The organism is Streptomyces sp. NPDC088350, from assembly GCF_044753545.1.
Taxonomy (GTDB): Bacteria; Actinomycetota; Actinomycetes; order Streptomycetales; family Streptomycetaceae; genus Streptomyces.
Window position 1 is genome coordinate 39490 of sequence record NZ_JBIVNL010000014.1, and the last position, 25285, is coordinate 64774.

General features: G+C 69.6%; 23 protein-coding genes and 1 pseudogene. 9 read left to right on the forward strand and 15 right to left on the reverse strand.

All coding sequences use genetic code 11. The features are described 5' to 3' along the window. The first annotated feature begins 3 nt into the window (after nucleotides 1–3). On the forward strand, nucleotides 4–384 hold the full coding sequence (locus ACIQBL_RS39155) for a VOC family protein (protein WP_401951226.1): 381 nt from the start codon (nucleotides 4–6) through the stop codon (nucleotides 382–384). Between the two features lie 8 nt (nucleotides 385–392). Here ACIQBL_RS39155 and ACIQBL_RS39160 read toward each other — a convergent pair whose 3' ends face one another. The 4 genes from ACIQBL_RS39160 to ACIQBL_RS39175 form a co-directional block, all read right to left on the reverse strand. After that, nucleotides 393–1535: a dipeptidase gene (locus tag ACIQBL_RS39160; protein ID WP_401951229.1), complete on the reverse strand. Its 1143-nt coding sequence runs from the start codon at nucleotides 1533–1535 to the stop codon at nucleotides 393–395. Between the two features lie 121 nt (nucleotides 1536–1656). Next, nucleotides 1657–2835 carry a dipeptidase gene (locus ACIQBL_RS39165; protein WP_401951231.1) on the reverse strand — a complete coding sequence of 393 codons (1179 nt, stop codon included), beginning with the start codon at nucleotides 2833–2835 and terminating at the stop codon, nucleotides 1657–1659. A 5-nt stretch (nucleotides 2836–2840) separates the two neighbouring features. Continuing rightward, nucleotides 2841–3392, reverse strand: coding sequence for a 5-(carboxyamino)imidazole ribonucleotide mutase (gene purE / locus ACIQBL_RS39170; protein ID WP_401951234.1), 552 nt, complete (start codon nucleotides 3390–3392; stop codon nucleotides 2841–2843). Next, nucleotides 3389–4528 carry a 5-(carboxyamino)imidazole ribonucleotide synthase gene (locus tag ACIQBL_RS39175; protein WP_401951236.1) on the reverse strand — a complete coding sequence of 380 codons (1140 nt, stop codon included), beginning with the start codon at nucleotides 4526–4528 and terminating at the stop codon, nucleotides 3389–3391. Before ACIQBL_RS39175 ends, purE begins: the two co-directional genes overlap by 4 nt. A 163-nt stretch (nucleotides 4529–4691) precedes the next feature. Here ACIQBL_RS39175 and ACIQBL_RS39180 point away from each other — a divergent pair, with 163 nt between their 5' ends. Next, nucleotides 4692–5213, forward strand: a complete 522-nt coding sequence (locus tag ACIQBL_RS39180) for a GtrA family protein (protein WP_401951239.1) — start codon at nucleotides 4692–4694, stop codon at nucleotides 5211–5213. Nucleotides 5214–5235: 22 nt separating this feature from the next. Here ACIQBL_RS39180 and ACIQBL_RS39185 read toward each other — a convergent pair whose 3' ends face one another. Both ACIQBL_RS39185 and ACIQBL_RS39190 read right to left on the reverse strand, forming a co-directional pair. After that, complete coding sequence (locus tag ACIQBL_RS39185; RefSeq protein ID WP_401951242.1) at nucleotides 5236–6513, reverse strand: ATP-binding protein; 1278 nt, start codon at nucleotides 6511–6513, stop codon at nucleotides 5236–5238. A gap of 6 nt (nucleotides 6514–6519) precedes the next feature. Further along, entirely contained in the window at nucleotides 6520–7197 is a 678-nt protein-coding gene (locus ACIQBL_RS39190; protein WP_174447603.1) for a response regulator transcription factor, read from the reverse strand. A gap of 320 nt (nucleotides 7198–7517) precedes the next feature. On the opposite strand from ACIQBL_RS39190, the gene ACIQBL_RS39195 reads away from it, so the two are divergent. Beyond that, nucleotides 7518–9014 carry an oligopeptide:H+ symporter gene (locus ACIQBL_RS39195; protein WP_401951244.1) on the forward strand — a complete coding sequence of 499 codons (1497 nt, stop codon included), beginning with the start codon at nucleotides 7518–7520 and terminating at the stop codon, nucleotides 9012–9014. Nucleotides 9015–9806: 792 nt separating this feature from the next. Here ACIQBL_RS39195 and glmS read toward each other — a convergent pair. Continuing rightward, entirely contained in the window at nucleotides 9807–11654 is a 1848-nt protein-coding gene (gene glmS, locus ACIQBL_RS39200) for a glutamine--fructose-6-phosphate transaminase (isomerizing) (RefSeq protein WP_401951247.1), read from the reverse strand. A gap of 604 nt (nucleotides 11655–12258) precedes the next feature. On the opposite strand from glmS, the pseudogene ACIQBL_RS39205 reads away from it, so the two are divergent. From ACIQBL_RS39205 to ACIQBL_RS39225, 5 genes and pseudogenes are all read left to right on the forward strand, one after another. Then, a pseudogene (locus ACIQBL_RS39205) lies at nucleotides 12259–14377 on the forward strand (RICIN domain-containing protein); the annotation flags it as partial. Nucleotides 14378–14391: 14 nt separating this feature from the next. Beyond that, nucleotides 14392–14781 (forward strand): hypothetical protein, encoded by a 390-nt coding sequence (locus ACIQBL_RS39210; protein WP_401951664.1) that lies wholly within the window; start codon nucleotides 14392–14394, stop codon nucleotides 14779–14781. A gap of 86 nt (nucleotides 14782–14867) precedes the next feature. Beyond that, nucleotides 14868–15716: a CbrC family protein gene (locus tag ACIQBL_RS39215; RefSeq protein WP_401951250.1), complete on the forward strand. Its 849-nt coding sequence runs from the start codon at nucleotides 14868–14870 to the stop codon at nucleotides 15714–15716. A 114-nt stretch (nucleotides 15717–15830) separates the two neighbouring features. Next, entirely contained in the window at nucleotides 15831–16799 is a 969-nt protein-coding gene (gene coaA / locus ACIQBL_RS39220) for a type I pantothenate kinase (RefSeq protein WP_401951252.1), read from the forward strand. A 16-nt stretch (nucleotides 16800–16815) separates the two neighbouring features. Then, nucleotides 16816–17760, forward strand: a complete 945-nt coding sequence (locus ACIQBL_RS39225) for a DUF389 domain-containing protein (RefSeq protein ID WP_401951254.1) — start codon at nucleotides 16816–16818, stop codon at nucleotides 17758–17760. On the opposite strand, the gene glmM is transcribed toward ACIQBL_RS39225, so the two are convergent. The 3 genes from glmM to rplM form a co-directional block, all read right to left on the reverse strand. Further along, nucleotides 17757–19115 (reverse strand): phosphoglucosamine mutase, encoded by a 1359-nt coding sequence (gene glmM / locus ACIQBL_RS39230; RefSeq protein WP_401951256.1) that lies wholly within the window; start codon nucleotides 19113–19115, stop codon nucleotides 17757–17759. The two genes, ACIQBL_RS39225 and glmM, sit on opposite strands and share 4 nt — an antisense overlap. 195 nt (nucleotides 19116–19310) lie before the next feature. Next, complete coding sequence (gene rpsI / locus ACIQBL_RS39235; protein WP_019072263.1) at nucleotides 19311–19838, reverse strand: 30S ribosomal protein S9; 528 nt, start codon at nucleotides 19836–19838, stop codon at nucleotides 19311–19313. A gap of 44 nt (nucleotides 19839–19882) precedes the next feature. Continuing rightward, a complete protein-coding gene (gene rplM, locus ACIQBL_RS39240; protein WP_013001400.1) occupies nucleotides 19883–20326 on the reverse strand; it encodes a 50S ribosomal protein L13 in 444 nt (147 codons plus the stop codon). A 348-nt stretch (nucleotides 20327–20674) separates the two neighbouring features. On the opposite strand from rplM, the gene ACIQBL_RS39245 reads away from it, so the two are divergent. Then, complete coding sequence (locus ACIQBL_RS39245) at nucleotides 20675–21556, forward strand: hypothetical protein (RefSeq protein WP_401951259.1); 882 nt, start codon at nucleotides 20675–20677, stop codon at nucleotides 21554–21556. 28 nt (nucleotides 21557–21584) lie between these two features. Here the strand turns inward: ACIQBL_RS39245 and truA are convergent, their stop codons facing one another. The 5 genes from truA to rpsM form a co-directional block, all read right to left on the reverse strand. Next, nucleotides 21585–22430 carry a tRNA pseudouridine(38-40) synthase TruA gene (gene truA, locus ACIQBL_RS39250; RefSeq protein ID WP_401951261.1) on the reverse strand — a complete coding sequence of 282 codons (846 nt, stop codon included), beginning with the start codon at nucleotides 22428–22430 and terminating at the stop codon, nucleotides 21585–21587. 136 nt (nucleotides 22431–22566) lie between these two features. Then, nucleotides 22567–23073, reverse strand: a complete 507-nt coding sequence (rplQ, locus tag ACIQBL_RS39255; RefSeq protein ID WP_401951264.1) for a 50S ribosomal protein L17 — start codon at nucleotides 23071–23073, stop codon at nucleotides 22567–22569. An 83-nt stretch (nucleotides 23074–23156) separates the two neighbouring features. Beyond that, nucleotides 23157–24179 carry a DNA-directed RNA polymerase subunit alpha gene (locus tag ACIQBL_RS39260; protein ID WP_019055532.1) on the reverse strand — a complete coding sequence of 341 codons (1023 nt, stop codon included), beginning with the start codon at nucleotides 24177–24179 and terminating at the stop codon, nucleotides 23157–23159. 116 nt (nucleotides 24180–24295) lie between these two features. Continuing rightward, on the reverse strand, nucleotides 24296–24700 hold the full coding sequence (rpsK, locus tag ACIQBL_RS39265; protein ID WP_003956432.1) for a 30S ribosomal protein S11: 405 nt from the start codon (nucleotides 24698–24700) through the stop codon (nucleotides 24296–24298). A gap of 69 nt (nucleotides 24701–24769) precedes the next feature. Continuing rightward, nucleotides 24770–25150, reverse strand: a complete 381-nt coding sequence (rpsM, locus tag ACIQBL_RS39270; protein ID WP_019055531.1) for a 30S ribosomal protein S13 — start codon at nucleotides 25148–25150, stop codon at nucleotides 24770–24772. Between the last annotated feature and the right edge of the window lie 135 nt (nucleotides 25151–25285).

Sequence of the window (25285 nt, forward strand, 5' to 3'; positions counted from 1 at the left end):
GCCTTGACTGCCGTCGCACGTTTCCGTTCCACCGTGATCGACTGCCCGGATCCGCTCGCGCTGGCCGCCTTCTACGCCGGGATCCTGGGCGGCACGCCTCGCGCCGCCGACGACGAGTGGGTCGTCCTCGACATTCCGGGCGGGCCCCGGATCGCCTTCCAGCGGGTGACGGAGTACGTCCCGCCGGAGTGGCCGCGCCCCGACCGGCCGCAGCAGTTCCATCTCGACTTCGACGCCGGGTCGACATGGGAGGGGATCGACGCGGCGGAGAGTGCCGTACTGGCGCTCGGCGCGCGGCTGTTGGAGAGGCAGGACAAGGAGGACTTCCGGGTGTACGCCGATCCGGCAGGGCATCCCTTCTGCCTCTGCCGGATCGACCACTGACCGGAGAGCTACCCGTCCAGCTCGGCGATCTTCGCCGTCGACGGCTCGCGGCGCTGCTGTGCGGCGCGGGCCGTGAAGTCGGCGCCGCGCAGGGCGCGTTGGACGTTGCCCCAGCTGAGCAGGGCGAGGTCGGGCTCGGACCAGCCGCGGTGGAGGAGTTCGGCGACGAGGTGCGGGTAGCAGGAGGCGTCGGCGAGGTCCTGCGGGTGGGCGGTGCCGGCGTCGTAGGTGCCGGACAGGGCGACGCACTCGCGGCCCGCGACCTCGCGGACGTGGTCGACGTGGTCGGCGACGTCCCGGACGGACGGGCCGGTCTGCTCGGCGGTGAGCGGCACCATGCACAGCCCCTTGGCGGCGCCCACCGCGGCGAGGAGTTCGTCGGAGAGGTTGGCCGGGTGCGGTCGCAGGCTGCGGGCGGCGGAACGGGTGAACAGCACCGGCGCCTTGGACGCCGCGAGAGCGCGGCGGATCGTCTCCTCGGAGGCGCCGGAGAGGTCGGCGAGCACGCCGAGCCGGTTCATCTCGCGGACGACCTCCTCGCCGAACCGGGTCAGCCCGGCCTCGCTCGCCCAGGACACCCCGGACAGCGTGAGGACGCGCAGCCCCAGCGCGTGCAGGGAGCGCAGGATGCCCAGGGATTCGCCGAGCGCGGCGGCTCCGGCGGGGCCGAGGAGGACGGCGATACGGCCGCAGTTGCGCACGTCGGTGGTCTGCCCTGCGGTGTACGCCAGGCGCAGGCCCTCGGGGTGGGCGCGGACCACCGTGTTCACGAGGTCCAGCTGCTCCAGGGTGGCGCCCACCGCCCGGTCCCCGGCCAGCCCCTCCGGCAGGTGCAGTGACCAGAACAGCGCGCCGACATGGCCCTCGCGCAGCCGCGGCACATCGGTGTCCACGGAACTCTCGCCCAGCTCCAGGTCGAACCACGGCAGGTGCCGCAGCGCCCACGGCAGCCCGCTGTAGCCGTCCGCGACCGGGTGCGCGGCGAGGATGGCGCGGGCGCGCTCCAGCGGGGCCGCGTCGGGGTCGGAGACGGGGTCGTACGGTTCCGCGGTGTCCGGCGGGAAGGGCCCGGCGGGAAAGGGCTCGTGGACCAAGTCGTCGAGCTCGCCGACCTCGGTCGTCGCGTGCAGTTGGTCCTGGAGGTCGGCCATGGCGGGGCTCCGTACGTCGTTACGGCAGTACGGTCACCGTCGCACGCCGACGTGGGGGCTTCCTGGTGAGCGGGGCGTTCGGGGTACGGCGCGGGAGGTCGGCGCTCCCGCGCCGCGCCGGTCACCCGTCCAGCGACTCGATCGTCGCGTTCGACGGCCCCCGCGTCGCGCGGAGCTCCCGCGCCACGTCCTCCGCCGCGCCCAGCACCCGTACCGCGTTCCGCCAGGTCAGTTTGGCGAGGTCGGTCCTGGACCAGCCGCGGTCCAGGAGTTCCGCGATGAGGTTCGGGTAGCCGGAGACGTCGCTGAGGCCGTCGGGGGTGAAGGCCGTGCCGTCGTAGTCGCCGCCGATGCCGAGGTGGTCGACGCCCGCGACCTCGCGCATGTGGTCGAGGTGGTCGGCGACGGTGGAGACCGTGGCGATCGGGCGCGGGTTGAGCTCCTCGAAGGCGCGGTGCACCTTCATCGCCTCGGCGGTGGTCTCCAGGTGGTGCAGGCCGTGCGCGCGCATGTTGTCGTCGGCCGCGGCCGTCCAGTCCACGGCGGCCTGGAGCACGAACTTCGGTACGAACGTCACCATCGCCACACCACCGTTGGCGGGGAGGCGTTCGAGCACGTCGTCCGGGATGTTGCGCGGGTGGTCGCAGACCGCCCGGGAGGAGGAGTGGGAGAAGATCACGGGGGCCGTCGACGTGTCGAGCGCGTCGCGCATCGTCGTCGCCGCCACGTGCGAGAGGTCGACGAGCATGCCCTCGCGGTTCATCTCCCGCACGACCTCACGGCCGAACGCCGACAGTCCGCCCACGCCCGGCTCGTCCGTCGCCGAGTCCGCCCACGCGACGTTGTCGTTGTGGGTGAGCGTCATGTAGCGGACGCCGAGCGCGTACAACCCCCGCAGCGTGCCGAGGGAGTTGGCGATCGAGTGCCCGCCCTCCGCACCCATGAGGGAGGCGATACGGCCCTCCGCGCGCGCCGACTCCATGTCCGCGGCGGTCAGCGCCGGCGCCAGGTCCCGCGGGTAGCGGGCCAGCAACTGCCGTACGCAGTCGATCTGTTCGAGTGTCGTCGGCACCGGGTCGGGCAGGTCCGAGCGGACGTACACCGACCAGTACTGCGCGCCGACGCCGCCCTCGCGCAGGCGCGGGATGTCGGTGTGCAGATGGGCGTTCTGGTGGACGGCGATGTCGCGGGCGTCGAGGTCGTAGCGGACCTGGTTGCGCAGGGCCCAGGGCAGGTCGTTGTGGCCGTCGACGACCGGGAACTCGCGGAGCAGTTCGCGGGCCTGGTCCAGCGAGGTCATGCCCGTCACTTCCCGAAGCCGAAGCCGCTGCCGCCGCCGCTCTCGACCTTGGCGCGCAGGCGCCTGCCCTTCTCGGTGGCCTGGTCGTTCAGCTCCTGCTGGAACTCCCGCATGCGGACGAGGAGTTCGTCGTCGTGGGTGGCCAGGATGCGGGCGGCGAGCAGGCCCGCGTTGCGCGCGCCCGCGACCGAGACGGTGGCGACGGGGACACCGGCCGGCATCTGCACGATGGAGAGCAGCGAGTCCATGCCGTCCAGGTACTTCAGCGGTACGGGGACGCCGATCACCGGCAGCGGGGTCACCGAGGCGAGCATGCCCGGGAGGTGGGCCGCGCCGCCGGCGCCCGCGATGATCACCTTGAGGCCGCGGCCGTCGGCCTGCTCGCCGTATGTGATCATCTCGCGCGGCATGCGGTGCGCGGAGACGACGTCGACCTCGTACGCGATCTCGAACTCGTCGAGGGCCTGCGCGGCGGCCTCCATGACGGGCCAGTCGGAGTCCGACCCCATGACGATTCCTACGACGGGTCCTGCGACGGGTCCTGCGACGGGGCTCATTCGGTGATCGTGCCTCTCAGATAGCCGGCTGCGTGGCGGGCGCGCTCGATGACGTCGTCCAGGTCGTCGCCGTAGGTGTTGACGTGACCCACCTTGCGGCCGGGCTTCACGTCCTTGCCGTACATGTGGATCTTCAGCCGCGGATCGCGGGCCATGCAGTGCAGGTACGCGGAGTACATGTCCGGGTAGTCGCCGCCGAGAACGTTACACATGACGGTCCATGTGTCACGTTTGCGCGGATCACCCAGCGGGAGGTCGAGGACCGCGCGGAGGTGGTTGGCGAACTGGCTGGTGATCGCGCCGTCCTGGGTCCAGTGACCCGAGTTGTGCGGGCGCATGGCGAGTTCGTTGACGAGGATGCGGCCGTCGACGGTCTGGAACAGCTCGACGGCGAGGTGGCCGACGACGCCGAGTTCCTTGGCGATGCGCAGGGCCATCTCCTCGGCCCGCAGCGCGAGGGACTCGTCCAGACCGGGGGCGGGTGCGATCACCGTGTCGCAGACGCCGTTGACCTGCTGGGACTCGACGACCGGGTAGGCGACCGCCTGGCCGTGCGGGGAGCGTACGACGTTCGCCGCCAGCTCCCGGACGAAGTCGACCTTCTCCTCGGCGAGCACGGGGACGCCGGCGCGGAAGGGATCGGCGGCCTCCTCCACGGAGTCGACGACCCACACGCCCTTGCCGTCGTAGCCGCCGCGGACGGTCTTGAGGACGACCGGGAAGCCGTCCCCCTCCTCCGCGAAGGCGACCACGTCCGCCGGGTCGCTCACGATGCGGTGCCGCGGGCACGGCACACCGATCTCGACGAGCTTCGCGCGCATCACGCCCTTGTCCTGGGCGTGCACGAGCGCGTCCGGGCCGGGGCGCACGGGGACGCCGTCCGCCTCCAGGGCGCGCAGATGCTCGGTGGGTACGTGTTCGTGATCGAAGGTGATCACATCGCAGCCCCGCGCGAAGTCACGCAGCGTGTCGAGGTCGCGGTAGTCGCCGATGACGACATCGCCGACGACCTGCGCCGCGGAATCCTGAGGGGTGTCACTGAGAAGCCTGAATCTGATGCCGAGCGGGATGCCCGCCTCGTGTGTCATACGAGCGAGCTGCCCCCCGCCGACCATGCCGACTACCGGGAACGTCACTCCCCCAGGGTATCGGTCACGCCGGGGCGGCCCGATTTCCGTACCTCTTACCGTCCTTTTCCGGGTCTCTTCCCTACCTGTGAGCGGCTTCGCGGGCGCCGGACGAAAGCGGTGGTTAGCATGGCTGGGTCCAGAATCCGAGAAGACGGAGGCCTGCCCAGCCATGGAACGTGGTTCCGAAGGGCCTTTCAAACGGCTCGCACGCGAGGTCGCCAAGTTCGGCGCGGTGGGCGTGGTGGGCACCGTGGTGAACTTCGCGGTCTCCAACCTGCTGTGGCATCTGACCAGCCTGCAGGCCGTGCGCGCCAACGTGATCGCCACGATCGTGGCCATCGCGTGCAACTACGTCGGCTTCCGCTACTTCACCTACCGTGACCGCGACAAGGGCGCCCGCACCAAGGAACTCACCCTGTTCCTGGCGTTCAGCCTCGTCGGCCTGGTGATCGAGAACGGCGTCCTGTTCGCGGCGATCTACGGCTTCGGCTGGGACAGCTCGCTGCAGCGCAACGTCTTCAAGGTGCTCGGCATCGGCATCGCGACGCTGTTCCGCTTCTGGTCGTACCGCACCTGGGTGTTCAAGGCCCTGCCGGTCGAGGACGAGCCCGAGGAACCGGCCGCCGGGGCGGAGACCTTCCCGGAGCCGAAGCCCGAGCCGCTGCCCCGCCCCAAGCAGCACGTGAGCTGAATCACCCGTTTTCCACCGGGGTTCAGCGGACCGTGGGCTCCTCGTTCTCCACCGGCAGCCGCTTCGTCGGCGGCGTACGCGACAGGAACAGCCCGAACACCGGCGGCTGCAGCTGCAGCATCTCCAGCCGCCCGCCGTCCGCCTCCGCGAGGTCACGCGCGACGGCGAGGCCGATCCCCGTGGAGTTCCGGCCGCTGATCGTGCGCTCGAAGATCCGGGCGCCGAGGTCGGTGGGGACCCCCGGACCCTCGTCCGTGACTTCCACGACGGCCTGGTTGCCGGTGACGCGGGTGCGCAGGGCGACCGTGCCGCCGCCGTGCATCAGGGAGTTCTCGATCAGCGCGGCCAGCACCTGGGCGACCGCGCCCGGGGTGCCGACGGCCCGCAGATGCCGCTTGCCCGAGCTGACGATCGCGCGGCCGGCGCTGCGGTAGGCGGGCCGCCACTCGGCGAGCTGCTGCTGGATGACCTCGTCGAGGTCGAAGGAGACGGCGGAGCCGGTACGGGGGTCGCGCGCGTTCGTCAGCAGCCGCTCCACGACGTCCGTGAGCCGCTCGACCTGCGTCAGCGCGATCGTCGCCTCCTCCTTCACCGTGTCCGGGTCGTCCGTGAGGGTGATTTCCTCAAGGCGCATGGACAGCGCGGTGAGCGGCGTACGCAGCTGGTGCGAGGCGTCGGCGGCGAGCCTGCGTTCGGCGGTGAGCATGCGCGCGATGCGCTCGGCGGAGGAGTCGAGGACATCGGCGACCCGGTCCAACTCGGGGACGCCGTACCGCTTGTGCCGGGGGCGCGGGTCACCCGAACCGAGCCGCTCGGCGGTCTCCGCGAGGTCGGTGAGCGGCGAGGCGAGCCGGTTGGCCTGCCGTACCGCGAGCAGTACGGCGGCCACCACGGCCAGCAGCGCGACGGCGCCGATGATGAGCAGCGTCCGCCCGACCTCACGGGTGACGGTCGAGCGCGGCTCCTCCACGGTGACCGTCTCGCCCTCCTCGCCCTTGGCGGTGGAGCGGATGGCGTCACCCGTCGGCCTGGTGCCGACCGCGATCACCGGGTCCCCGGGAATCCGGATCACGGCGTAGCGGTCCTCCGTGACCTGGGTGCGCAGCACCTCCGAGTCGACGATCTCCGCCCCGAGGATCCGGCTGTCCACGATGCTGGCCAGCCTGAGCGCCTCGGAATCCACGCGTTCCTGGGCGCTGTTGCTGATCGTGCGGGTCTCGACGATGACGAGGGACACACCGAACACGGCGATGACCACGAGCACCACGGCGAGCGTGGACTGGATGAGCCGACGACGCACGGGCCGCTAGCTCTTCTCGAACCGGAACCCGACACCACGCACCGTGGCGATGTACCGAGGGTTGGCCGCGTCGTCACCGAGCTTCTTGCGCAGCCAGGAGATGTGCATGTCGAGGGTCTTGGTGGACGACCACCACGTCGTGTCCCAGACCTCGCGCATCAGCTGATCCCGGGTGACGACCCGCCCGGCGTCCCGCACGAGCACCCGCAGCAGGTCGAACTCCTTGGCGGTGAGCTGGAGTTCCTCGTCGCCCATCCACGCGCGGTGCGACTCCACGTCGATCCGGACGCCGTGCGTGGCGGGCGGCTGCGCGGGTTCGGCGGCGCCGCGCCGCAGCAGGGCCCGGACACGGGCGAGCAGTTCGGCGAGCCGGAAGGGTTTGGTGACGTAGTCGTCGGCGCCCGCGTCGAGACCGACGACGGTGTCCACCTCGTCGGCGCGTGCGGTCAGGATGAGGATCGGAACGGTGTGGCCTTCGGCGCGCAGTCGGCGGGCCACTTCCAGGCCGTCCATGCCGGGCAGGCCCAGGTCCAGGACACACAGGTCGATGCCGCCCTGAATGCCGGCGTCGAGCGCTGTCGGTCCGTCCTCGCGCACCTCGACCTCGTAACCTTCCCGTCGCAAAGCGCGGGCCAGCGGCTCCGAAATGGACGCGTCGTCCTCGGCGAGCAGTACACGGGTCATGAGGTGATGGTAGTCCGCCTCGGACAGCGGTCGGGGTGTGATCGCCACGAGTGATTCTTACCTTGCCGCACGTCGGATTCGCTCGCGCGAAGAATCTGGTCCGAACCTGCGCCTGTGGGATGCCATCCTTGCGATCACCTTGGAAAGGTCGGCTGCGGTTCCCCTTCTTCCTGTGATCGATGTCTCAAGTCCTTCCATATCCGGCAGTGTCCTGTCGTATGGTGACTGGACCGCCTGTAATGACACTGGGGACCTTTGGCGAGCATTCACAGCTGAAGGTCCCTTTTGCGTGCGGCCCTCCCGACCAGCAAGGATCGACCATGGCGTCCAGCCTGACGAAGGACTCGGTGACTCCGGGCACCCCCGGTTCCGAGAAGACCTTCTTCGGCCACCCCCGCGGACTGGCCACGCTCTTCATGACCGAGATGTGGGAGCGCTTCTCCTACTACGGCATGAGGGCCCTGCTCCCCCTGTACCTGGTCGCCCCCGGCGGCCTGCACCTGAGCGCGGCCACCGCTACCGCGATCTACTCGGTGTACCTGTCCCTCGTGTACCTGCTCGCCCTGCCCGGCGGCTGGTTCGCGGACCGGATCCTCGGTCCCCGCAAGACCGTCGCGGTCGCCGGCGTGATCATCATGCTCGGCCACCTCACCCTGGCCCTCCCGACCTCCGGCACGTTCTTCGCCGGCCTGGGCCTGGTGGCGATCGGCTCCGGCCTCCTCAAGGCCAACATCTCCACGATGGTCGGCCACCTCTACGAGGGCCCCGACGACCCGCGCCGCGACGGCGGCTTCACCCTCTTCTACATCGGCATCAACCTCGGCGCCTTCGCCGCGCCGCTGGCCATCGGCACCGTCGGCGAGAACGTCGACTGGCACCTCGGCTTCGCGCTCGCCGCGGTCGGCATGGCGCTCGGCCTCGCCCAGTACCTGCTCGGCACGCGCCACCTCAGCTCCCGCTCGGACGTCGTCCCCACGCCGCTGTCCGCCGCGGAGAAGTCGGCCACCCTGCGCAAGTCCGCGCTGTGGGCCGCCGTCGCCGTCGTCTTCTACGCGATCGTCGGCTTCTCCGGCCACTACACGCTGAACTGGCTGCTGGTCCCGATCACGGTCGCCGGCCTGCTCATCCCCGTCCTCGTCATCGCCCGCATCAAGCGCGACAAGACCCTCGGCCGCGCCGACCAGTCGAAGATGTCCGCGTACATCTGGTTCTTCGTCGCCGCGGCCGTCTTCTGGATGATCTACGACCAGGGCGGCTCGACGGTGTCGCTGTTCGCCGACTCCTCGGCCAAGAACACCGTCTTCGGCTGGAACTTCCCGGTCTCCTGGTACCAGTCCGTCAACCCGGTCCTCATCATGGCCCTCGCCCCGGTCTTCGCCTGGGCCTGGCTGGCCCTGGCCCGCCGCGGCAAGGAACCGAGCACGGCGACGAAGTTCGCGATGGGCCTCGTCCTGATCGGCGCGTCCTTCTTCCTCTTCCTCGCCCCGCTCGCGATCGCCGACGGCGGTCACAAGGCGGCGGCGATGTGGCTGGTGGCGATCTACTTCGTCCAGACGGTGGGCGAGTTGACCCTCTCCCCCGTCGGACTCTCCGTCACCACGAAGATGGCTCCCGCCAAGTACGCCTCCCAGATGATGGGCGTCTGGTTCCTCGCGGTGACGGCCGGCGACGCCACGACGGGTCTGCTCTCCATCGCCGGCGTGGACCTGAACAAGACGGGCATCGTCGCGTTCCAGGCCGTCCTCGCGGTGCTGGCGGGCACGGCGGTCTGGATGTACCGCAAGAAGGTCAAGGAACTCATGGGCGACGTCCACTGACACCCGTCTACGGCAACTTCGGCCGAGGGCCGCTGCACCCTTCGGGGTGTGGCGGCCCTTTCGCACTCCCGACGTTCCCGAAGTAACCGTTGGGCCACTCGCTTCTTAGCCAGTGTCGGGCTTCCACGCCCCGAGTAAAGGGCGCTCCCTACGGTCGCGTCGGCTACGCCGATTCCGCTGCGCTCCACCCTTGACTCGGGACGCTCCAGCCCGTTGGAGAAGCGAGCGAGCGGCCCGAAAGAACGGGGGCCCAGGCAGGAAGCCCCCTACCTGAGCTACGTCCCCGGCCGGAGCGATGGGGACGCGTCTGCGTCTCGCCAGCACGCCGGGCCGGCTTAGCGGCCAACCGCGAGTGGGTAGCGGGTGGGGCGGGCGAAGGACGGGGTGGGGGGTTGCTGGAAGCTGGGTGCCAGACTAACCACTGGCATGTCATGTGAGCGGTTAGAAATGACCCCAGCCTGCAGAGGGTAGAGGGTGGGGGGGTGGGGAGCGGGCGGCAAAGTGAGCCCCGGGCGGAGTGGCAACGGGGCAGATGCGTGCCGCCACCCAGACCGCCACCCCACCACCATCCGCGAGCGACCCGGAGCCTTGACCGATCCCCGTGGCCCGGATCTGCCAATTCACCCACCACCCACCGCCCACCACTTGCATCCCCCCGATGCGGGTGTCCCCACCGGGCGTTGGCCGCTAAGCCCACCCGGCGTGCTGGCGAGCGAGTGGCCCGACGGCCACGTACAAACAGCGTCCAGTTCACACCGCACGTACTTGCGGCTTCCTCGACGGCGTGAAGGATTACTCCACGGTCACCGACTTCGCCAGGTTCCGAGGCTGATCCACCTCGTTGCCGCGAGCCGTGGCCAGCTCACAGGCGAACACCTGCAACGGCACGGTCGCGACCAGCGGTTGCAGCAACGTGGGCGTGGCCGGGATCCGGATCAGGTGGTCCGCGTACGGGACGACCGTCTCGTCCCCCTCCTCCGCGATCACGATGGTCATCGCACCGCGCGCCCGGATCTCCTGAATGTTGGACACGATCTTGTCGTGGAGGACAGACCGCCCACGCGGCGAGGGAACCACGACGACGACCGGCATACCCTCCTCGATCAAGGCGATCGGGCCGTGCTTCAACTCGCCCGCCGCGAAGCCCTCGGCGTGCATGTACGCCAACTCCTTGAGCTTCAGGGCGCCTTCGAGAGCAACGGGATATCCGACGTGCCGCCCCAGGAACAGCACGGTGTTCTTGGAGGCGACAGACCGTGCCAACTCCCGTACCGGCTCCATGGTTTCCAGGACCCGTTCGACCTCGCCGGAGATCTGCGACAGGTCCCGGATGACGGCCAGGATCTCGTCGCCCCACTTGGTACCCCGCACCTGGCCGAGATAGAGGGCGACCAGATAACACGCCACGAGCTGCGTCAGAAACGCCTTCGTCGACGCTACGGCGACCTCCGGCCCGGCGTGCGTGTACAGCACCGCGTCGGACTCACGGGGGATCGTCGAGCCGTTGGTGTTGCAGATGGCAAGCACCTTCGAGCCCTGCTCGCGGGCGTGCCGTAGCGCCATGAGCGTGTCCATCGTCTCGCCGGACTGCGAGATGGCGATGACCAGGGACCGCGAGCCCAGGATCGGATCCCGGTACCGGAACTCGCTCGCCAGTTCCACCTCGCACGGAATCCGGGTCCAGTGCTCGATGGCGTACTTGGCGATCAGGCCCGCGTGGAAGGCCGTACCGCAGGCGACGATGACGACCTTGTCGGCCTCGCGGAGTTCATGGACGGGGATGCGGACCTCGTCCAGGGTCAGCAGGCCGGCCGCGTCGATGCGGCCCAGCAGCGTGTCGGCGACCGCCTTCGGCTGCTCGGCGATCTCCTTGAGCATGAAGTAGTCGTAGCCGCCCTTCTCCGCGGCGGAGGCGTCCCAGTCGACGTGGTACGAGCGGACCTCGGCCGGGGCACCGTCGAAACCGGTGACGGTCACGCCGTCGCGGCGCAGCTCGACCACCTGGTCCTGGCCCAGTTCGATCGCGGACCGCGTGTGGGCGATGAACGCGGCGACGTCGGAGGCGAGGAAGGCCTCGCCCTCGCCGACCCCGACGACGAGCGGCGAGTTGCGGCGGGCGCCGACGACCACGTCCGGCTCGTCCGCGTGCACCGCGACCAGCGTGAACGCGCCCTCCAGCCGCCGGCACACCTGCCGCATCGCCTCCGCCAGGTCCGCGCACGCCGAGAACTCCTCGGCCAGCAGATGCGCGACCACCTCGGTGTCCGTGTCGGAGGCCAGATCGTGCCCGCGCTCCGCCAACTCGGCCCGCAGACAGGCGAAGTTCTCGATGATGCCGTTGTGGACGACGGCGACGCGCCCCGCGTTGTCGAGATGCGGGTGGGCGTTGGCGTCCGTCGGGCCGCCGTGTGTGGCCCAGCGGGTGTGCCCGATGCCCGTCGACCCCGCCGGCAGCGGGCGGTCGACCAGTTCCTTCTCCAGATTGACGAGTTTCCCGGCCTTCTTGGCCGCCGCCAGCCCGCCGTCCGCGAGCACGGCGACGCCCGACGAGTCGTAACCCCGGTACTCCAGCCGCTTCAGTCCGGCCATCACCACATCGAGCGCCGACTGCGACCCCACGTATCCCACAATTCCGCACATGCGCCGCAGCCTAGGCGCCGAAGCCCACCCGAACACGGCACTTCGTGCCCGATTTCGGAAATTCCGGCCATGGTCGAAAACCGGCCAACTCCGGCCGCCACACCCTCACAGACCCCACAGATCGACCACAAAAGAACCACAGGTTTCCCCATGGGGCGGCTAGGTTCCGCAGGACGCGCCACCGGTCGCGGGCATCGGTGACTTCGCGCCACCGCACCCGAGCGCGACGGAAAGGCCTTGCCCAAAGCACTTACCTCCCGCTTACGGTGGCACGCGCTTGACCGGCTCTTGACCAAGCCATAAGCGTTCAGTTCAAGCCAGCGACCGGGGGAACAGCGTCGCCACGCCACGGGGGATCACGTCGCCACGCCGCACTGCCGCACGCGTGCGTCCACCGGACCGGACGCGCGCCGAGTTCCCCCTGACAGGGGATCCACGTATGCGACTCAGACTCGGCCGACCACCTGTACCACCCGGACGACAGAGAGAACCAAGACGACCGGGACCTCCGAGGTCGAGACGATTCGCCGGCCCGGTCCTCACCCGACCCCGACCCGGGTCTGCCGACCGGTGAGTGGAACCGGGCCCGGGGCGGCACACGGACGCCGACGACGCCCGTATCTTCCTGGAGTCCGGCGGCTTCCCCCGTACCGCCCCGGAACCGGACAGCGCCGAGTACCGCATCGCCGTAGAGAATCTGAAGTCCAGGTTCTCTACCTGTGCGTGGCGTGATCCGCTCGACCCGAACGGCGTGCTGAGCGCCGCCGGTGCCACCGCGGCGGCCGAGTGGCAGCAGGAGATCGCCTCGCAGGCGACCCAGCGCAACCAGATCCTGGACGCGAACAAGACCGCCGTGGAGGCCCTCGCCACCGCGTCCAAGTCGCTCGGCGATCTGCTGGGCCAGTCCTGGGCAGCCGACCGGCTCACCCGCTGGCAGGACTACTGGTCCGACGGCGGGGTCGGCTGGGTCGGCAACGCGCCGGCCGCCATCAAGGTGCACGCGGCCGCCGGCAAGTGTCTGGAGGTCCAGGACGCCGCCAAGACCGACGGCGCCGCGGTCCAGCTGAACACGTGCTCCACCTCGGCCGCGCAGAAGTGGGAGATCTACGGCGACGACAAGGGCCTGCACCTCGCAACGTCAACTCCCTGAGGTGCCTGGACGTCGCGGGCAACAACCCGGCCAACGGCACGAAGATCCACCAGTGGACGTGCAACAGCTCGCCCGCGCAGACCTGGGAGTTCAACCTCCGGGCCACCTCGGCCCTGAAGAACACCGGGACCGTGCCGCCGGTGGCCCAGTTCACCAAGGCCGCCGCCGGCCTCGCCAAGGCCCGCGCGGTGTCGGGGGGCAAGCTCGCCGACATCAAGGCCCAGCTCACCGCCGCGCAGAAGGCGGCCACCGCCTCGGACACCGCCGAGCAGGCCGCGTACACGGTCGCGGACACCAACAACGCGCCCCGGGGCCGCGGACCGCTGGTCGGTCAGCAGAAGGCCCAGGTCACCAAGGGCGCGGTCGCCGCGCTGGAGGCGATGGTGAAGGCCGGCGAGACCGCCGAGGCCGCCCCCCGCGCCGCCGCCGCGGACAGCGCGACCATCACCCAGCGGGCGCTGGCACAGGCCGCGCAGGTGAAGGCCGAGTTCCGCAAGAAGGCCGCCGAGAAGGCCGAATTGCAGGCCAAGGCCGCGGCCGACGCGGCGAAGATCCACCGCGACAACGCCAAGAAGGACAAGGAGACCGCGGAGGCGAAGCTCACCGTGGCCCTGGGCGCCGAGAGCGACGCGAAGGCCGCCGCCGCCGACGCGCACGCCAAGCGGCTCGCGGCCGAGTCCGAGGAAGCCACCGCCAAGAAGGAGAAGGAGACCGCCGAGGCCAAGCAGGCGGAGGCCAACCAGCACAAGCAGACGGCCCAGGCCGAGGCGACCAGGGCCAAGGACGCCCAGGACAAGGCCGAGACCGCCGAGCAGACCGCGCAGAGCAGACGGGACGACGCGGTCGCCGCCCGCGCCAAGGCCAAGGACAAGCGGGACGACGCGTGGGAGGCTGAACAGAAGGCCGACGCCGCCCGCGCCAAGGCCGACGCGAAGGGTGCCTACGCCGACTCCCTGGACGCCGGTGACGCGGCAGACGCGGCCCGAAGTGCCGCGAACGAGGCGGACACCCAGGCAGTCAAGGCCGAGACGGCCGCCACCAACGCCCGTGCCGCGGCGAACGCCGCCACCCAGGCCGCCGCCGACGCGGACGCCGCCGCCACCCGGGCCGAGGCCGCCGCCAAGCGGGCCCGCGCAGACGCGGACGCCGCCCAGGCCGCCAAGCTGAAGGCCGACGCCGCCGTACGCACCGCCACGGCAGCGGTCGCCGACGCCGTCAAGGCCGCCGCGCACGCCGCCGAGGAGGCGAAGACCGCGGTCCAACTGGCCGACCAGGCCGAGGCGTTGGCCAGGACCGTGCGGACCAACGCGAACGCCGCGCTCAAGGAGGCCGCCAACGCCCGGGTCGCCGCGGCGAAGGCGGCGGGCTTCGCCCATGTCACCGCCCGGGCGGCGGTGGACGCGACCACATCCGCCGAGCAGGTCGCCGCCCCGGCCAACGACGCGATCCAGCTCGGCTCGCCTACCTCACCACCGACTCGGCCGCGGCCCTGGTCGTCCTGAGCGGGCAGTCGTCCAAGACGATCGCCGAGCATCCGAGTACGGTTTCGCCCGCGCGTCCGATGAGTTCCTCGCCCTCCGGCACGAATTGGCCGGGCAGGTGGTCCAGGCGCTCCAGCAAGCCGGCCTGCCCGCTTTCCTGGAAGGGGAGACCCCGGCAACGGACCGGGCAGGCGCTGTGGTCCACGTCGATCCCGACGCCGAGGCGGCTTCGGCGCCCGTGTGCGTGAGCTGGAGATGCGACCCCGCCATGCTCCGGGCGGCCGTCGACAGCCTCACCTCCGGCGATCCCGACGCACCCGCCGTCCGTTGTCCCGGGACCATCGGCCTGCACATGCAGAGTTCGCTGATCAAGATCCTGCTGTCGGCGGGAGTCATCGCGACGCTGGACAACGACACCACGAATCCCGACCATGTCCTGGTGTTCGCGATGATGTCCGACCTGCCGACCGCGCTGCGACCCACGTTTCACGCATGAGGGAACCCGGCTTCGAACCGACGGAGACCCCGCCCCGACGGACGGGACCGAGATCCGCGACGTGCTCGGCCCCGTCACCGTGGGCGGTGTCCCGCCCACCGATCTTCCTGGAGTCCTGGAAACTCGAAGCCGAGGACGGCGGAACGGTGGACGTCCACGGTGACGCCCACAGGCTCACCTTCCACCGTTCCTCCTCCGGCCGCATCCTCGACCGCATCGCCGAACTCGCCCGCCGCACCGGCACGGTGGTCGTCCCGGGCGACGGTCCGGCGGTCCTGACGGCCGAGACCCACCGGAAACACCGCCTGGCAGGCTTCCGGACGGGAGCCATCCCGCCCCCGCCCCGGGCCCTGACCGGGCAGGCGATCCAGGTGACCGTCTTCCCGCAGCCGGAACCACGCCGACGGCCGCCCCTCCCCCGGTTCCCGTACCACCCGAACCCGGTGGCCACCGGTTCCGTGACCCCCTCCGACGAGCCCTGCGCATGCTGCGGCCAGGAACGCGGCTGGCTGTACACGGGTCCCGTCTACGCCGCCGACGCCCCGGCCACCGGCATCTGCCCGTACTGCGTCGCCCTCGGAACCGCGGCCGACCGCTACGACGCCTGCTTCGCCGACACCGTCGAGGGCGACGTACCTCAGGAAGTCGTCACGGCGATCCTGAGGCGCACACCGGGGTTCACCGCCTGGCAGTCCCCGTACTGGCTGACGCACTGCGGCGACGGCGCCGCCTTCCTCGGCCCCGCCGGGACCAAGGAGCTCACCGCGTATCCGGACGCCGTCGACCACCTCCGCCGGCAGTGCGCCGCGTGGAAGTGGCCGCCCGGCCAGGTCGAGGAGTTCCTCGGCTCGCTCGACAAGGACGGCGGACCGACCGCGTACCTCTTCCGGTGCCGAGTCTGCGAGACCCACCTCGCCTACGCGGACTTCACCTGATCGCGCCCCGAGCGACCTGCCCGATGCGGCCCGCCCCACCGCACGTGACGCACCCCACCCACCACCCCGTTCAAACTCCGTTAACAATGGACTGTGATCTCTCCGGTCTCCCCGATGCCCCGGAGCGCCCACCGGCACAAGCCGGAGGCGACTCCCTACGTCGACCTCACCCGAGCCGAGTGGAGCGCGCTGCGCGACAAGACGCCGCTGCCGCTCACCGCCGCGGAGGTCGAGAAGCTGCGCGGGCTCGGTGATGTCATCGACCTCGACGAGGTGCGTGACATCTACCTCCCGCTGTCCAGACTCCTCAACCTCTACGTCGGCGCCACGGACGGCCTCAGAAGCGCCCTGAACACCTTCCTGGGCGAACAGGGCTCCCAGTCCGGCACCCCGTTCGTCATAGGCGTCGCCGGCTCCGTGGCCGTGGGAAAGTCGACCGTCGCCCGGCTGCTGCAGGCGCTGCTCTCCCGTTGGCCCGAGCATCCACGCGTCGAGCTGGTCACCACCGACGGGTTCCTGCTGCCCACGCGGGAGCTGGAGGCGCGGGGGCTGATGTCGCGGAAGGGGTTCCCGGAGTCGTACGACCGGCGGGCGCTGACCCGTTTCGTCGCCGACATCAAGGCGGGGAAGGACGAGGTCACCGCGCCCGTCTATTCGCATCTCATCTACGACATCCTCCCTGATCAGCGGCTCACGGTCCGGCGGCCCGACATCCTGATCGTGGAGGGGCTGAACGTGCTGCAGCCCGCCCTCCCGGGCAAGGACGGCCGTACCCGCGTCGGGCTCGCCGACTACTTCGACTTCAGTGTGTACGTCGACGCGAGCGCCGAGGACATCGAGCGCTGGTATCTGAACCGGTTCCGCAAGCTGCGCGCCACCGCGTTCCAGAACCCGGACTCGTACTTCCGCAAGTACACCCAGGTCTCGGAGGACGAGGCCGTCGACTACGCCCGTACGCTCTGGCGCACCATCAACAAGCCCAACCTGGTGGAGAACATCGCCCCCACCCGAGGCCGCGCCACCCTCGTCGTCCGCAAGGGAACCGACCACAAGGTGCAGCGGCTCAGCCTGCGCAAACTGTGACGGCTACCCTGCCCGCATGCTGCACCTGCGCCTGATCACCCCCGCCGACCGGACCGACGCCGTCGTCCGGCTGATCGAGACGACCGTCGGCACCGCACACCTCGTCGTCCTCCCCGGCGCCGCCCGCAACCCGGCCGGCGATGTCGTCATGTGCGATGTCGCCCGCGAGGCCGGTGACGAACTCATCGGCGCGCTACGGGAGTTGGAGCTGGACCGGACCGGTTCCATCGCCGTCGACAACATCGGCCTGTCGCTGTCGGAGCAGGCCGACAAGGCCGAGGACGAGGCGCCCGGCGAGGGTGCCGACGCCGTGCTGTGGGAGCATCTCGCCGACGCGACGCACGAGGAGTCGACGCTCACCGTCACCTACGTCGCGTTCCTGACCGTCGCCACGATGCTCGCGGCCTGCGGGGTGATGCTGGACAACGCGATCCTGATCGTGGGCGCGATGGCCGTGGGACCGGAGTTCGGGCCGCTCGCGGGGATCTCCACGGCGCTGGTGCGGAAGGCGCCGCGGCTGGTGGGGCGGTCGCTGTGGGCGCTGCTCGCCGGGTTCGCGGCGGCCATGGTGCTGACGGCGGGCTTCAGTTGGCTCCTCGACGCCTTCGGACTCTTCGAGAAGTCCATGGTGGAGGCCGCGCGGCCCAACACCGCCTTCATCTGGAAGCCCGACTGGATGTCCTTCGTCGTGGCCTTCCTGGCCGGCATCGCCGGCACCCTGTCGCTGACGTCCGCCAAGTCCGGTGCCCTGATCGGCGTCGCGATCTCGGTGACGACCGTCCCTGCCGCCGCGAACGCCGCCGTGGCCTTCAGCTACACGGACTACTCCCAGACGTGGGGCTCCACTTGGCAGCTCCTCGCCAACCTCGGCGGGATCGTCGTGGCGGGCACGCTCACACTGCTGGCCCAGAAAACCTTCTGGACCTGGCAGCGCGAGCGCACCACCGCTCAACTCACCTAGCCGAGCGCCGACTTCACGGCATCCGCCAACCGGCCCGCCACCGACCGCGCCTGGTCGATGTCGGCGGCCTCCACCATCACCCGTACCAGCGGCTCGGTGCCCGACGGACGCAGCAACACCCGCCCGGTGGAACCGAGTTCACGCTCCGCCTCGGCGACCGCCGCCGCCAGGTCGGCGGAGGTGCCCACCCGGGTGCGGTCCACGTCGGGCACATTGATGAGCACCTGCGGCAGCCGCGTCATCACGGACGCGAGGTCCTTGAGCGTACGGCCGGTGTCGGCGACCCGTGCCGCCAGCATCAGCCCGGTCAGCGTGCCGTCGCCGGTGGTCGCGTGGTCCAGGATGATGACGTGCCCGGACTGCTCGCCGCCCAGCGCGTAGCCGTGCTCCTTCATCTCCTCCAGGACGTAGCGGTCGCCGACCGCGGTCTGCACGAGCGTCAGCCCCTCGCGCTCCATGGCCAGTTTGAAGCCGAGGTTCGACATGACGGTCGCGACGACGGTGTCGGAGCGCAGTGCGGAACGCTCCCGCATCGCCAGCGCGATCACGGCCATGATCTGGTCCCCGTCGATCTCCTCACCGGTGTGGTCCACGGCCAGGCAGCGGTCGGCGTCACCGTCGTGCGCGATGCCGAGGTCGGCGCCGTGCGCGACGACGGCGGCCTGGAGGAGACCCAGGTGGGTCGAACCGCAGCCGTCGTTGATGTTGAGGCCGTTGGGGTCCGTGCCGATGGTGATGACCTCGGCGCCCGCCCGCGAGAAGGCCTCCGGGGAGACCCGGGCGGCGGCGCCGTGCGCCTCGTCGAGGACGATCTTCAGCCCGTCGAGCCGGTTCGGGAGCACGCCGATGAGGTGGGCGACGTACTGGTCGAACCCCTCGTTGTAGTGCCGGACCCGGCCGACGCCCGAGCCGGTCGGGCGGTCCCAGGGGGCGCCGGTGCGGTGCTCCTCGTAGATCTTCTCGATCCGGTCCTCCAGCTCGTCGTCGAGCTTGTGCCCGCCGCGCGCGAGGAACTTCAGTCCGTTGTCGGGCATGGCGTTGTGGCTCGCGGAGAGCATCACCCCGAGGTCGGCGCCCAGCACACCGGTGAGATACGCCACCGCGGGGGTGGGCAGCACACCGACGAGCAGTACGTCCACTCCCGAGCTGGCCAGGCCCGCGACCACGGCGGCCTCCAGGAACTCCCCGGACGCGCGCGGGTCCCTCCCGACCACGGCCGTAGCGCGGTGGCCTTCGAAGGTGCCCGCCTCGGCGAGCACATGGGCCGCCGCGACGGAGAGGCCGAGGGCCATCTCGGCCGTCAGATCCGCGTTGGCGACACCGCGCACGCCGTCCGTGCCGAAGAGTCGTCCCACTTGTCCTCCTGAGGAAGGCGAAATTTCTGCAAGGCGAAAGTCCTGCGTTCCAGGCACACGATGCCTGATCATCCGATCACACGAGCCTTTGAGCGTCTTGTGCCGTTATACGCCCCGGACTGTGATAAACGAACGCCCCGGCGGCACGAGTGGCGTGCCGCCGGGGCGTTCGGAGTACTACGACAGCGAGCAGGCTTAGCGCTTGCTGTACTGCGGAGCCTTGCGGGCCTTCTTGAGACCGGCCTTCTTGCGCTCGACCGCACGGTCGTCGCGACGGAGGTAACCGGCCTTCTTGAGGGCGCCGCGGTTGTTGTCCACGTCGGCCTCGTTCAGCGCGCGGGCCACGCCGAGGCGCAGGGCACCGGCCTGACCGGAGACGCCGCCACCCGAGATGCGGGCGATGACGTCGTAGCGGCCGTCGAGCTCGAGCACCTTGAAGGGCTCGTTGACTTCCTGCTGGTGGACCTTGTTCGGGAAGTAGTCCTCGAGCGTGCGCCCGTTGACCTTCCACTTGCCGGTGCCGGGCACGATGCGGACGCGCGCGATGGCGTTCTTGCGGCGGCCCAGGCCGGCGGCCGGCTGCGGGTCGCCGAAGCGGCCGGCGAGCGACTCCGAGGTGTACTCGCCCTCGACGGGCACCTCGGACTCGGTGGTGTAGCTCTCGATGTCGACGAGCTCGGTCTCGGTCTCTTCGACCGGCTGCTCAACGGTGGTCTCGGCCACGGTTCTCCTCAGATTCTTTTCTGTCTTAGGGGGTGTGGCCGGAACTACTGCGCGACCTGGGTGATCTCGAACGGCACCGGCTGCTGGGCAGCGTGCGGGTGCTGGTCGCCCGAGTAGACCTTCAGCTTGCTGATCATCTGACGGCCCAGGGTGTTCTTGGGGATCATGCCCTTGATGGCCTTCTCGACGGCCTTCTCGGGGTTCTTCGCCAGCAGCTCGTCGTAGCGGACGGAGCGCAGACCACCCGGGTAGCCGGAGTGGCGGTACGCCAGCTTCTGGGTCTTCTTGTTGCCGGACAGGTGAACCTTGTCGGCGTTGATGATGATGACGAAGTCGCCCATGTCCATGTGAGGGGCATAGGTCGGCTTGTGCTTGCCACGGAGGAGGTTCGCGGCAGTGGTAGCCAGACGGCCCAGAACGATGTCCTGGGCGTCGATGACGTGCCACTGGCGAGTCACATCGCCGGGCTTGGGGCTGTACGTACGCACTTCGCAGCCTTCTTCTTCAGTGGATGGGTCCTGGCACATGGCATCACTGAAGCGATCGTGCAGCTGGGGACGACACTGCCGGGGCCAGATGCCCGTATGCCGCCCACTGGTAACTGCTCCAGGGAACCTACGTAAGGGCCTCTCGCGCGAGAGCGACCAAGCCGATACGCATAACAAACTGCAACACTACCCGCGCCGCCCCGGACGGGTCAAAACGGGGTGGGACCCACCCCGGGCGGCAGCGCACAGCGACGGATCCGGCACACACCGTGACGGCCCCAACGTCTGTTGCTCCAGGGCTCATTGAGGCGCACCTGTACGCCCGTTGCCCCGTCTAAGATGCGACCCATGAGCTTCGGGCAGGGCGGACCCCAGTCCCAGTGGGATCCCTGGAAACCGCAATCGCAGCAGCCGTGGGGCGGCAACGTCGACGACGAGTCCCCGGACTGGGCCGCGCTCGCCGACGCTGCGGAGACACGCAACCGGCGCAAGAGACTGCTGCTCATAGTCGGCGGCGCGCTCGCGACGGTGGGCGTCGGCACGGCCGTGGCCATGGCCGTGATGTCGGCGAACGGCGACGACAGCGCGTCGGGCCGGCCGACGAACCTGCCCGCGAGCGGGTCCCTGCCGAGCGGCACCGGCGACATCACGCCGTCGTTCGCGCCGACCAGCGCGCCCCCGCCGCTGGACCCGAAGGACTTCATCTCCAGCAAGGCCAAGGACACGGCACCGCTCAGCGCGGAACTCCTGTTCCCCGGCACGCAGTTGACCATGGGCTCGACCGTGTACAAGAAGGGCCCGACGGCCGACACCACGAACTGCGCCTCGGCCGCCCAGGCGACCCTCCCCAAGGTCCTCACGGCGAACGACTGCACCCGCCTGATGCGCGTCACCTACACCAAGGACAACGTCGCGGTGACGGTCGGCGTGGCCGTCTTCGACACCGAGGCCCAGGCCACGAAGGCCAAGGGCCAGGCGGACACGAAGAGCATCATCAAGTCCCTGTCCGGCAAGGGCGTCAAGCCGTTCTGCGACGGCGCGGTCTGCCGCACCACCACCAACTCCTACGGCCGCTACGCCTACTTCACGATCGCCGGCTTCACCAACGGCAAGGACGTGACGACCAAGGACACCAAGGTCTTCACCACCGGCGACGACCTGGCCGAGTTCGCGTTCCGCCAGATCGGCAGGCGAGGCGAGGCCCAGGCTTCGGCGGCGGCCCAGGGCTGACGACCGGGTGCCGCCGGGCCCACCCCCCTCAGTGCACCGCACCCCGCACCCGCCGCGCCTGCGACTGCCGCTCCGCCAGCAGCCCGTCCGCCGGGTACGCGACCTCCTCCAACGTCAGCCCGTGCGGCCGTACGACATGCACGGCACTGTCGCGCACCCCCGCGTCCAGCACCTCCCGCGGCCACTCAGCGCCACGGTGCCCGTCGCCGACGAACAGCAACGCGCCGACCATGGACCGCACTTGGTTGTGACAGAAGGCGTCGGCACGCACTTCGATCTCGACGACACCGTCCCCCCTCCGCCGCACCCCGAAGTCGAGAACCTCCCGAACGGTCGAGGCGCCCTCACGCTTCTTCGCGTACGCGGCGAAGTCATGCTCCCCCACAAGGGACTTGGCAGCGGCGTCCATCACGTCGACGTCCAACTCCCAGTCGTGCCACAGCACATGGTTCCGCAGCAACGGATCGACTCCCCCCGGCCGATCCCCCACCCGGTACACGTAACGCCGCCACAGGGCCGCGAACCGCGCGTTGAACCCCTCGGGAGCCTCCCGCACACCCCACACCCGCACATCCTTCGGCAACCGCCCCGCAAGCCGCTTCAGCAGCTTCTCCCGGTGCTCCGCCCACAACTCCCCCGGCAGATCGACATGCGCCACCTGCCCCCGCGCATGCACCCCGGCATCGGTCCGCCCGGCCACGGTCAGGTCGTACACCGCCTCCCCCGCCCGGGTGACGGTCCGCAGCGCATCCTCGACCTCCCCCTGCACGGTCCGCCGCCCCCCGGCCTGCTTGGCCCACCCGGAGAACTCGGTCCCGTCGTAGGAGAGATCGAGCCGGACACGAACAAACCCGGGCTCTACGTCATCACTCACACAGAGATCCTTTCACCTATACAAAAGCGGGCCCGCCCCTGGAAAGGAACGGACCCGCCACACGCCCTGCTTCTGCTCTTAGGGGCGCGGGGAACTGCGCGACCAGCCACGACGGCGGGTCAGCCAAAAAACGGTGTTACGCGTCCTTGGCCTCTTCGTCGCCCTCAACCTCGGCCGGCTTCGCGTCCTCAACAACCTCAACCGGAGCCTCGACAACAGCCTCGGCGTCCTTCGCGGCACGCTTCGTCGCCGCCTCGGCCTCACCCGTCGCAGCCTGTGCAACAGTCAGCGCCTCGACCAGCTCGATGACAGCCATGGGCGCGTTGTCGCCACGACGGTTACCGATCTTGGTGATACGGGTGTAACCACCGGGACGGTTCTCGTAGCGCGGGCCGATCTCGGTGAAGAGCGTGTGGACGACGCTCTTGTCCGTGATCACCTGAAGCACCTGACGGCGGTTGTGAAGGTCGCCCTTCTTGCCCTTGGTGATCAGACGCTCGGCGTACGGCCGCAGCTTGCGGGCCTTCGCCTCGGTGGTGGTGATACGGCCGTGCTCGAAGAGGCTCTTCGCGAGGTTCGCGAGGAGGAGCTTCTCGTGCGCGGCACTGCCGCCCAGACGGGCACCCTTGGTGGGCTTCGGCATTTCTTTCTCCTTGGTATCTGCCCCGGCCGTATCAGGTACCGGGGTCAGGACCCGGCGAGCGGACGCTCACCGGCAACAACCGATCAGTACTGCTCGGTCTCCACGAAACCCGCGTCCACATCGTCGTCGGCGCCGAAGGCGTCGGCGGCGGCGGTCGGGTCGAATCCGGGCGGGCTGTCCTTCAGGGCCAGGCCCATGCCGGCCAGCTTCGCCTTGACCTCGTCGATGGACTTCGCACCGAAGTTGCGGATGTCCAGGAGGTCGGCCTCGGAACGAGCCACGAGCTCACCCACGGAGTGGATGCCCTCGCGCTTGAGGCAGTTGTAGGAGCGGACCGTGAGCTCCAGCTCCTCGATCGGCAACGCCAGGTCGGCGGCAAGGGCGGCGTCCGTCGGGGACGGGCCCATGTCGATGCCCTCGGCGTCGATGTTCAGCTCGCGGGCGAGACCGAACAGCTCGACGAGCGTCTTACCGGCGGAAGCCATGGCGTCACGGGGACGCATGGCCTGCTTGGTCTCGACGTCGACGATCAGCTTGTCGAAGTCGGTGCGCTGCTCGACACGCGTGGCCTCGACCTTGTACGTGACCTTCAGAACCGGCGAGTAGATGGAGTCGACCGGGATACGGCCGATCTCCTGGCCCACCTGCTTGTTCTGCACGGCGGAGACGTAGCCGCGACCGCGCTCGACGGTCAGCTCCATCTCCAGCTTGCCCTTGCCGTTGAGCGTGGCCAGGACGAGGTCGGGGTTGTGCACCTCGACACCGGCCGGAGGCGCGATGTCGGCGGCGGTGACCAGACCCGGACCCTGCTTGCGCAGGTACATCACCACGGGCTCGTCGTGCTCCGAGGAGACGACCAGCTGCTTGATGTTGAGGATGAGGTCGGTGACGTCCTCCTTGACGCCCGGCACGGTGGTGAACTCGTGCAGAACGCCGTCGATCCGGATGCTGGTGACAGCCGCACCGGGGATCGAGGAGAGGAGCGTACGACGAAGAGAGTTGCCGAGGGTGTAGCCGAAGCCCGGCTCCAGCGGCTCGATCACGAACCGGGAGCGGAACTCGTCGACGACCTCTTCGGTCAGAGACGGACGCTGAGCAATCAGCATGCTGCGATTCCTTCAGTCATGGACACCCACTATTTGATGTCCTGCTGTTACTGCAAGGGTACGGGCGATACGTCACCGAAGTGCCGTACCGCCCGAAACCTCAAGACAACCGTGCGTCAGACGCGGCGGCGCTTCGGCGGACGGCAGCCGTTGTGCGGGGTGGGGGTGACGTCCTGGATGGAGCCGACCTCAAGACCGGTCGCCTGCAGCGAACGGATGGCCGTCTCGCGACCCGAACCCGGGCCCTTCACGAAGACGTCGACCTTGCGCATGCCGTGCTCCTGCGCGCGGCGGGCGGCCGACTCGGCGGCCATCTGCGCGGCGAAGGGGGTGGACTTGCGCGAGCCCTTGAAGCCGACGTGGCCGGCGGAGGCCCAGGAGATCACGTTGCCCGAGGGGTCGGTGATCGAGACGATCGTGTTGTTGAACGTGCTCTTGATGTGCGCGTGGCCGTGAGCGACGTTCTTCTTTTCCTTGCGGCGCACCTTCTTGGCAGCGCCCTGACGACCCTTGGGGGGCATCTATTACTCCTACGGGGAGGTGGTCGGTCCTACAGCGAAGACCGCTGGTGAAGCGTTGTCCGCTGCGGACTACTTCTTGCCCGGCTTCTTCTTGCCGGCGATGGCGCGACGCGGACCCTTGCGGGTACGAGCGTTCGTGCTGGTGCGCTGACCGCGTACGGGCAGACCACGACGGTGACGGAGACCCTGGTAGCAGCCGATCTCCACCTTGCGGCGGATGTCGGCCTGGATCTCGCGACGGAGGTCACCCTCGGTCTTGATGTTGGCGTCGACGTACTCACGAATCGCGACGAGCTGCTCTTCCGAGAGGTCGCGAACGCGGGTGTTGGGGTCGATGCCGGTCTCGGCCAGCGTCAGCTGGGAAAGGGTCCGACCAATGCCGAACACGTAGGTGAGGGCGACCTCCACGCGCTTTTCGCGCGGGATGTCGACACCGGAAACGCGTGCCATTCAATGGCTCCAGTTGATCTTCGGAGGTCTTCCGCAGAACCGGATCCCAGCCGCCGGCCTCTTCTGTCGAAGATTTGGTACGGCGTGGGTCCCCAGCCTCCGAGCCGGGGGTGTCGAGCGCCTACTACGCCCGGG

Bases quoted from the DNA above. Each gene is read 5' to 3' on its own strand.
- ACIQBL_RS39160 (WP_401951229.1), bottom strand. From the start codon at position 1,535: ATGGCCGACCTCCAGGACCAACTGCACGCGACGACCGAGGTCGGCGAG.
- ACIQBL_RS39165 (WP_401951231.1), bottom strand. From the start codon at position 2,835: ATGACCTCGCTGGACCAGGCCCGCGAACTGCTCCGCGAGTTCCCGGTC.
- purE (WP_401951234.1), bottom strand. From the start codon at position 3,392: ATGAGCCCCGTCGCAGGACCCGTCGCAGGACCCGTCGTAGGAATCGTC.
- ACIQBL_RS39180 (WP_401951239.1), top strand. From the start codon at position 4,692: ATGGAACGTGGTTCCGAAGGGCCTTTCAAACGGCTCGCACGCGAGGTC.
- ACIQBL_RS39190 (WP_174447603.1), bottom strand. From the start codon at position 7,197: ATGACCCGTGTACTGCTCGCCGAGGACGACGCGTCCATTTCGGAGCCG.
- ACIQBL_RS39195 (WP_401951244.1), top strand. From the start codon at position 7,518: ATGGCGTCCAGCCTGACGAAGGACTCGGTGACTCCGGGCACCCCCGGT.
- glmS (WP_401951247.1), bottom strand. From the start codon at position 11,654: ATGTGCGGAATTGTGGGATACGTGGGGTCGCAGTCGGCGCTCGATGTG.
- coaA (WP_401951252.1), top strand. From the start codon at position 15,831: ATGCCCCGGAGCGCCCACCGGCACAAGCCGGAGGCGACTCCCTACGTC.
- ACIQBL_RS39225 (WP_401951254.1), top strand. From the start codon at position 16,816: ATGCTGCACCTGCGCCTGATCACCCCCGCCGACCGGACCGACGCCGTC.
- ACIQBL_RS39245 (WP_401951259.1), top strand. From the start codon at position 20,675: ATGAGCTTCGGGCAGGGCGGACCCCAGTCCCAGTGGGATCCCTGGAAA.
- rplQ (WP_401951264.1), bottom strand. From the start codon at position 23,073: ATGCCGAAGCCCACCAAGGGTGCCCGTCTGGGCGGCAGTGCCGCGCAC.
- ACIQBL_RS39260 (WP_019055532.1), bottom strand. From the start codon at position 24,179: ATGCTGATTGCTCAGCGTCCGTCTCTGACCGAAGAGGTCGTCGACGAG.
- rpsK (WP_003956432.1), bottom strand. From the start codon at position 24,700: ATGCCCCCCAAGGGTCGTCAGGGCGCTGCCAAGAAGGTGCGCCGCAAG.
- rpsM (WP_019055531.1), bottom strand. From the start codon at position 25,150: ATGGCACGCGTTTCCGGTGTCGACATCCCGCGCGAAAAGCGCGTGGAG.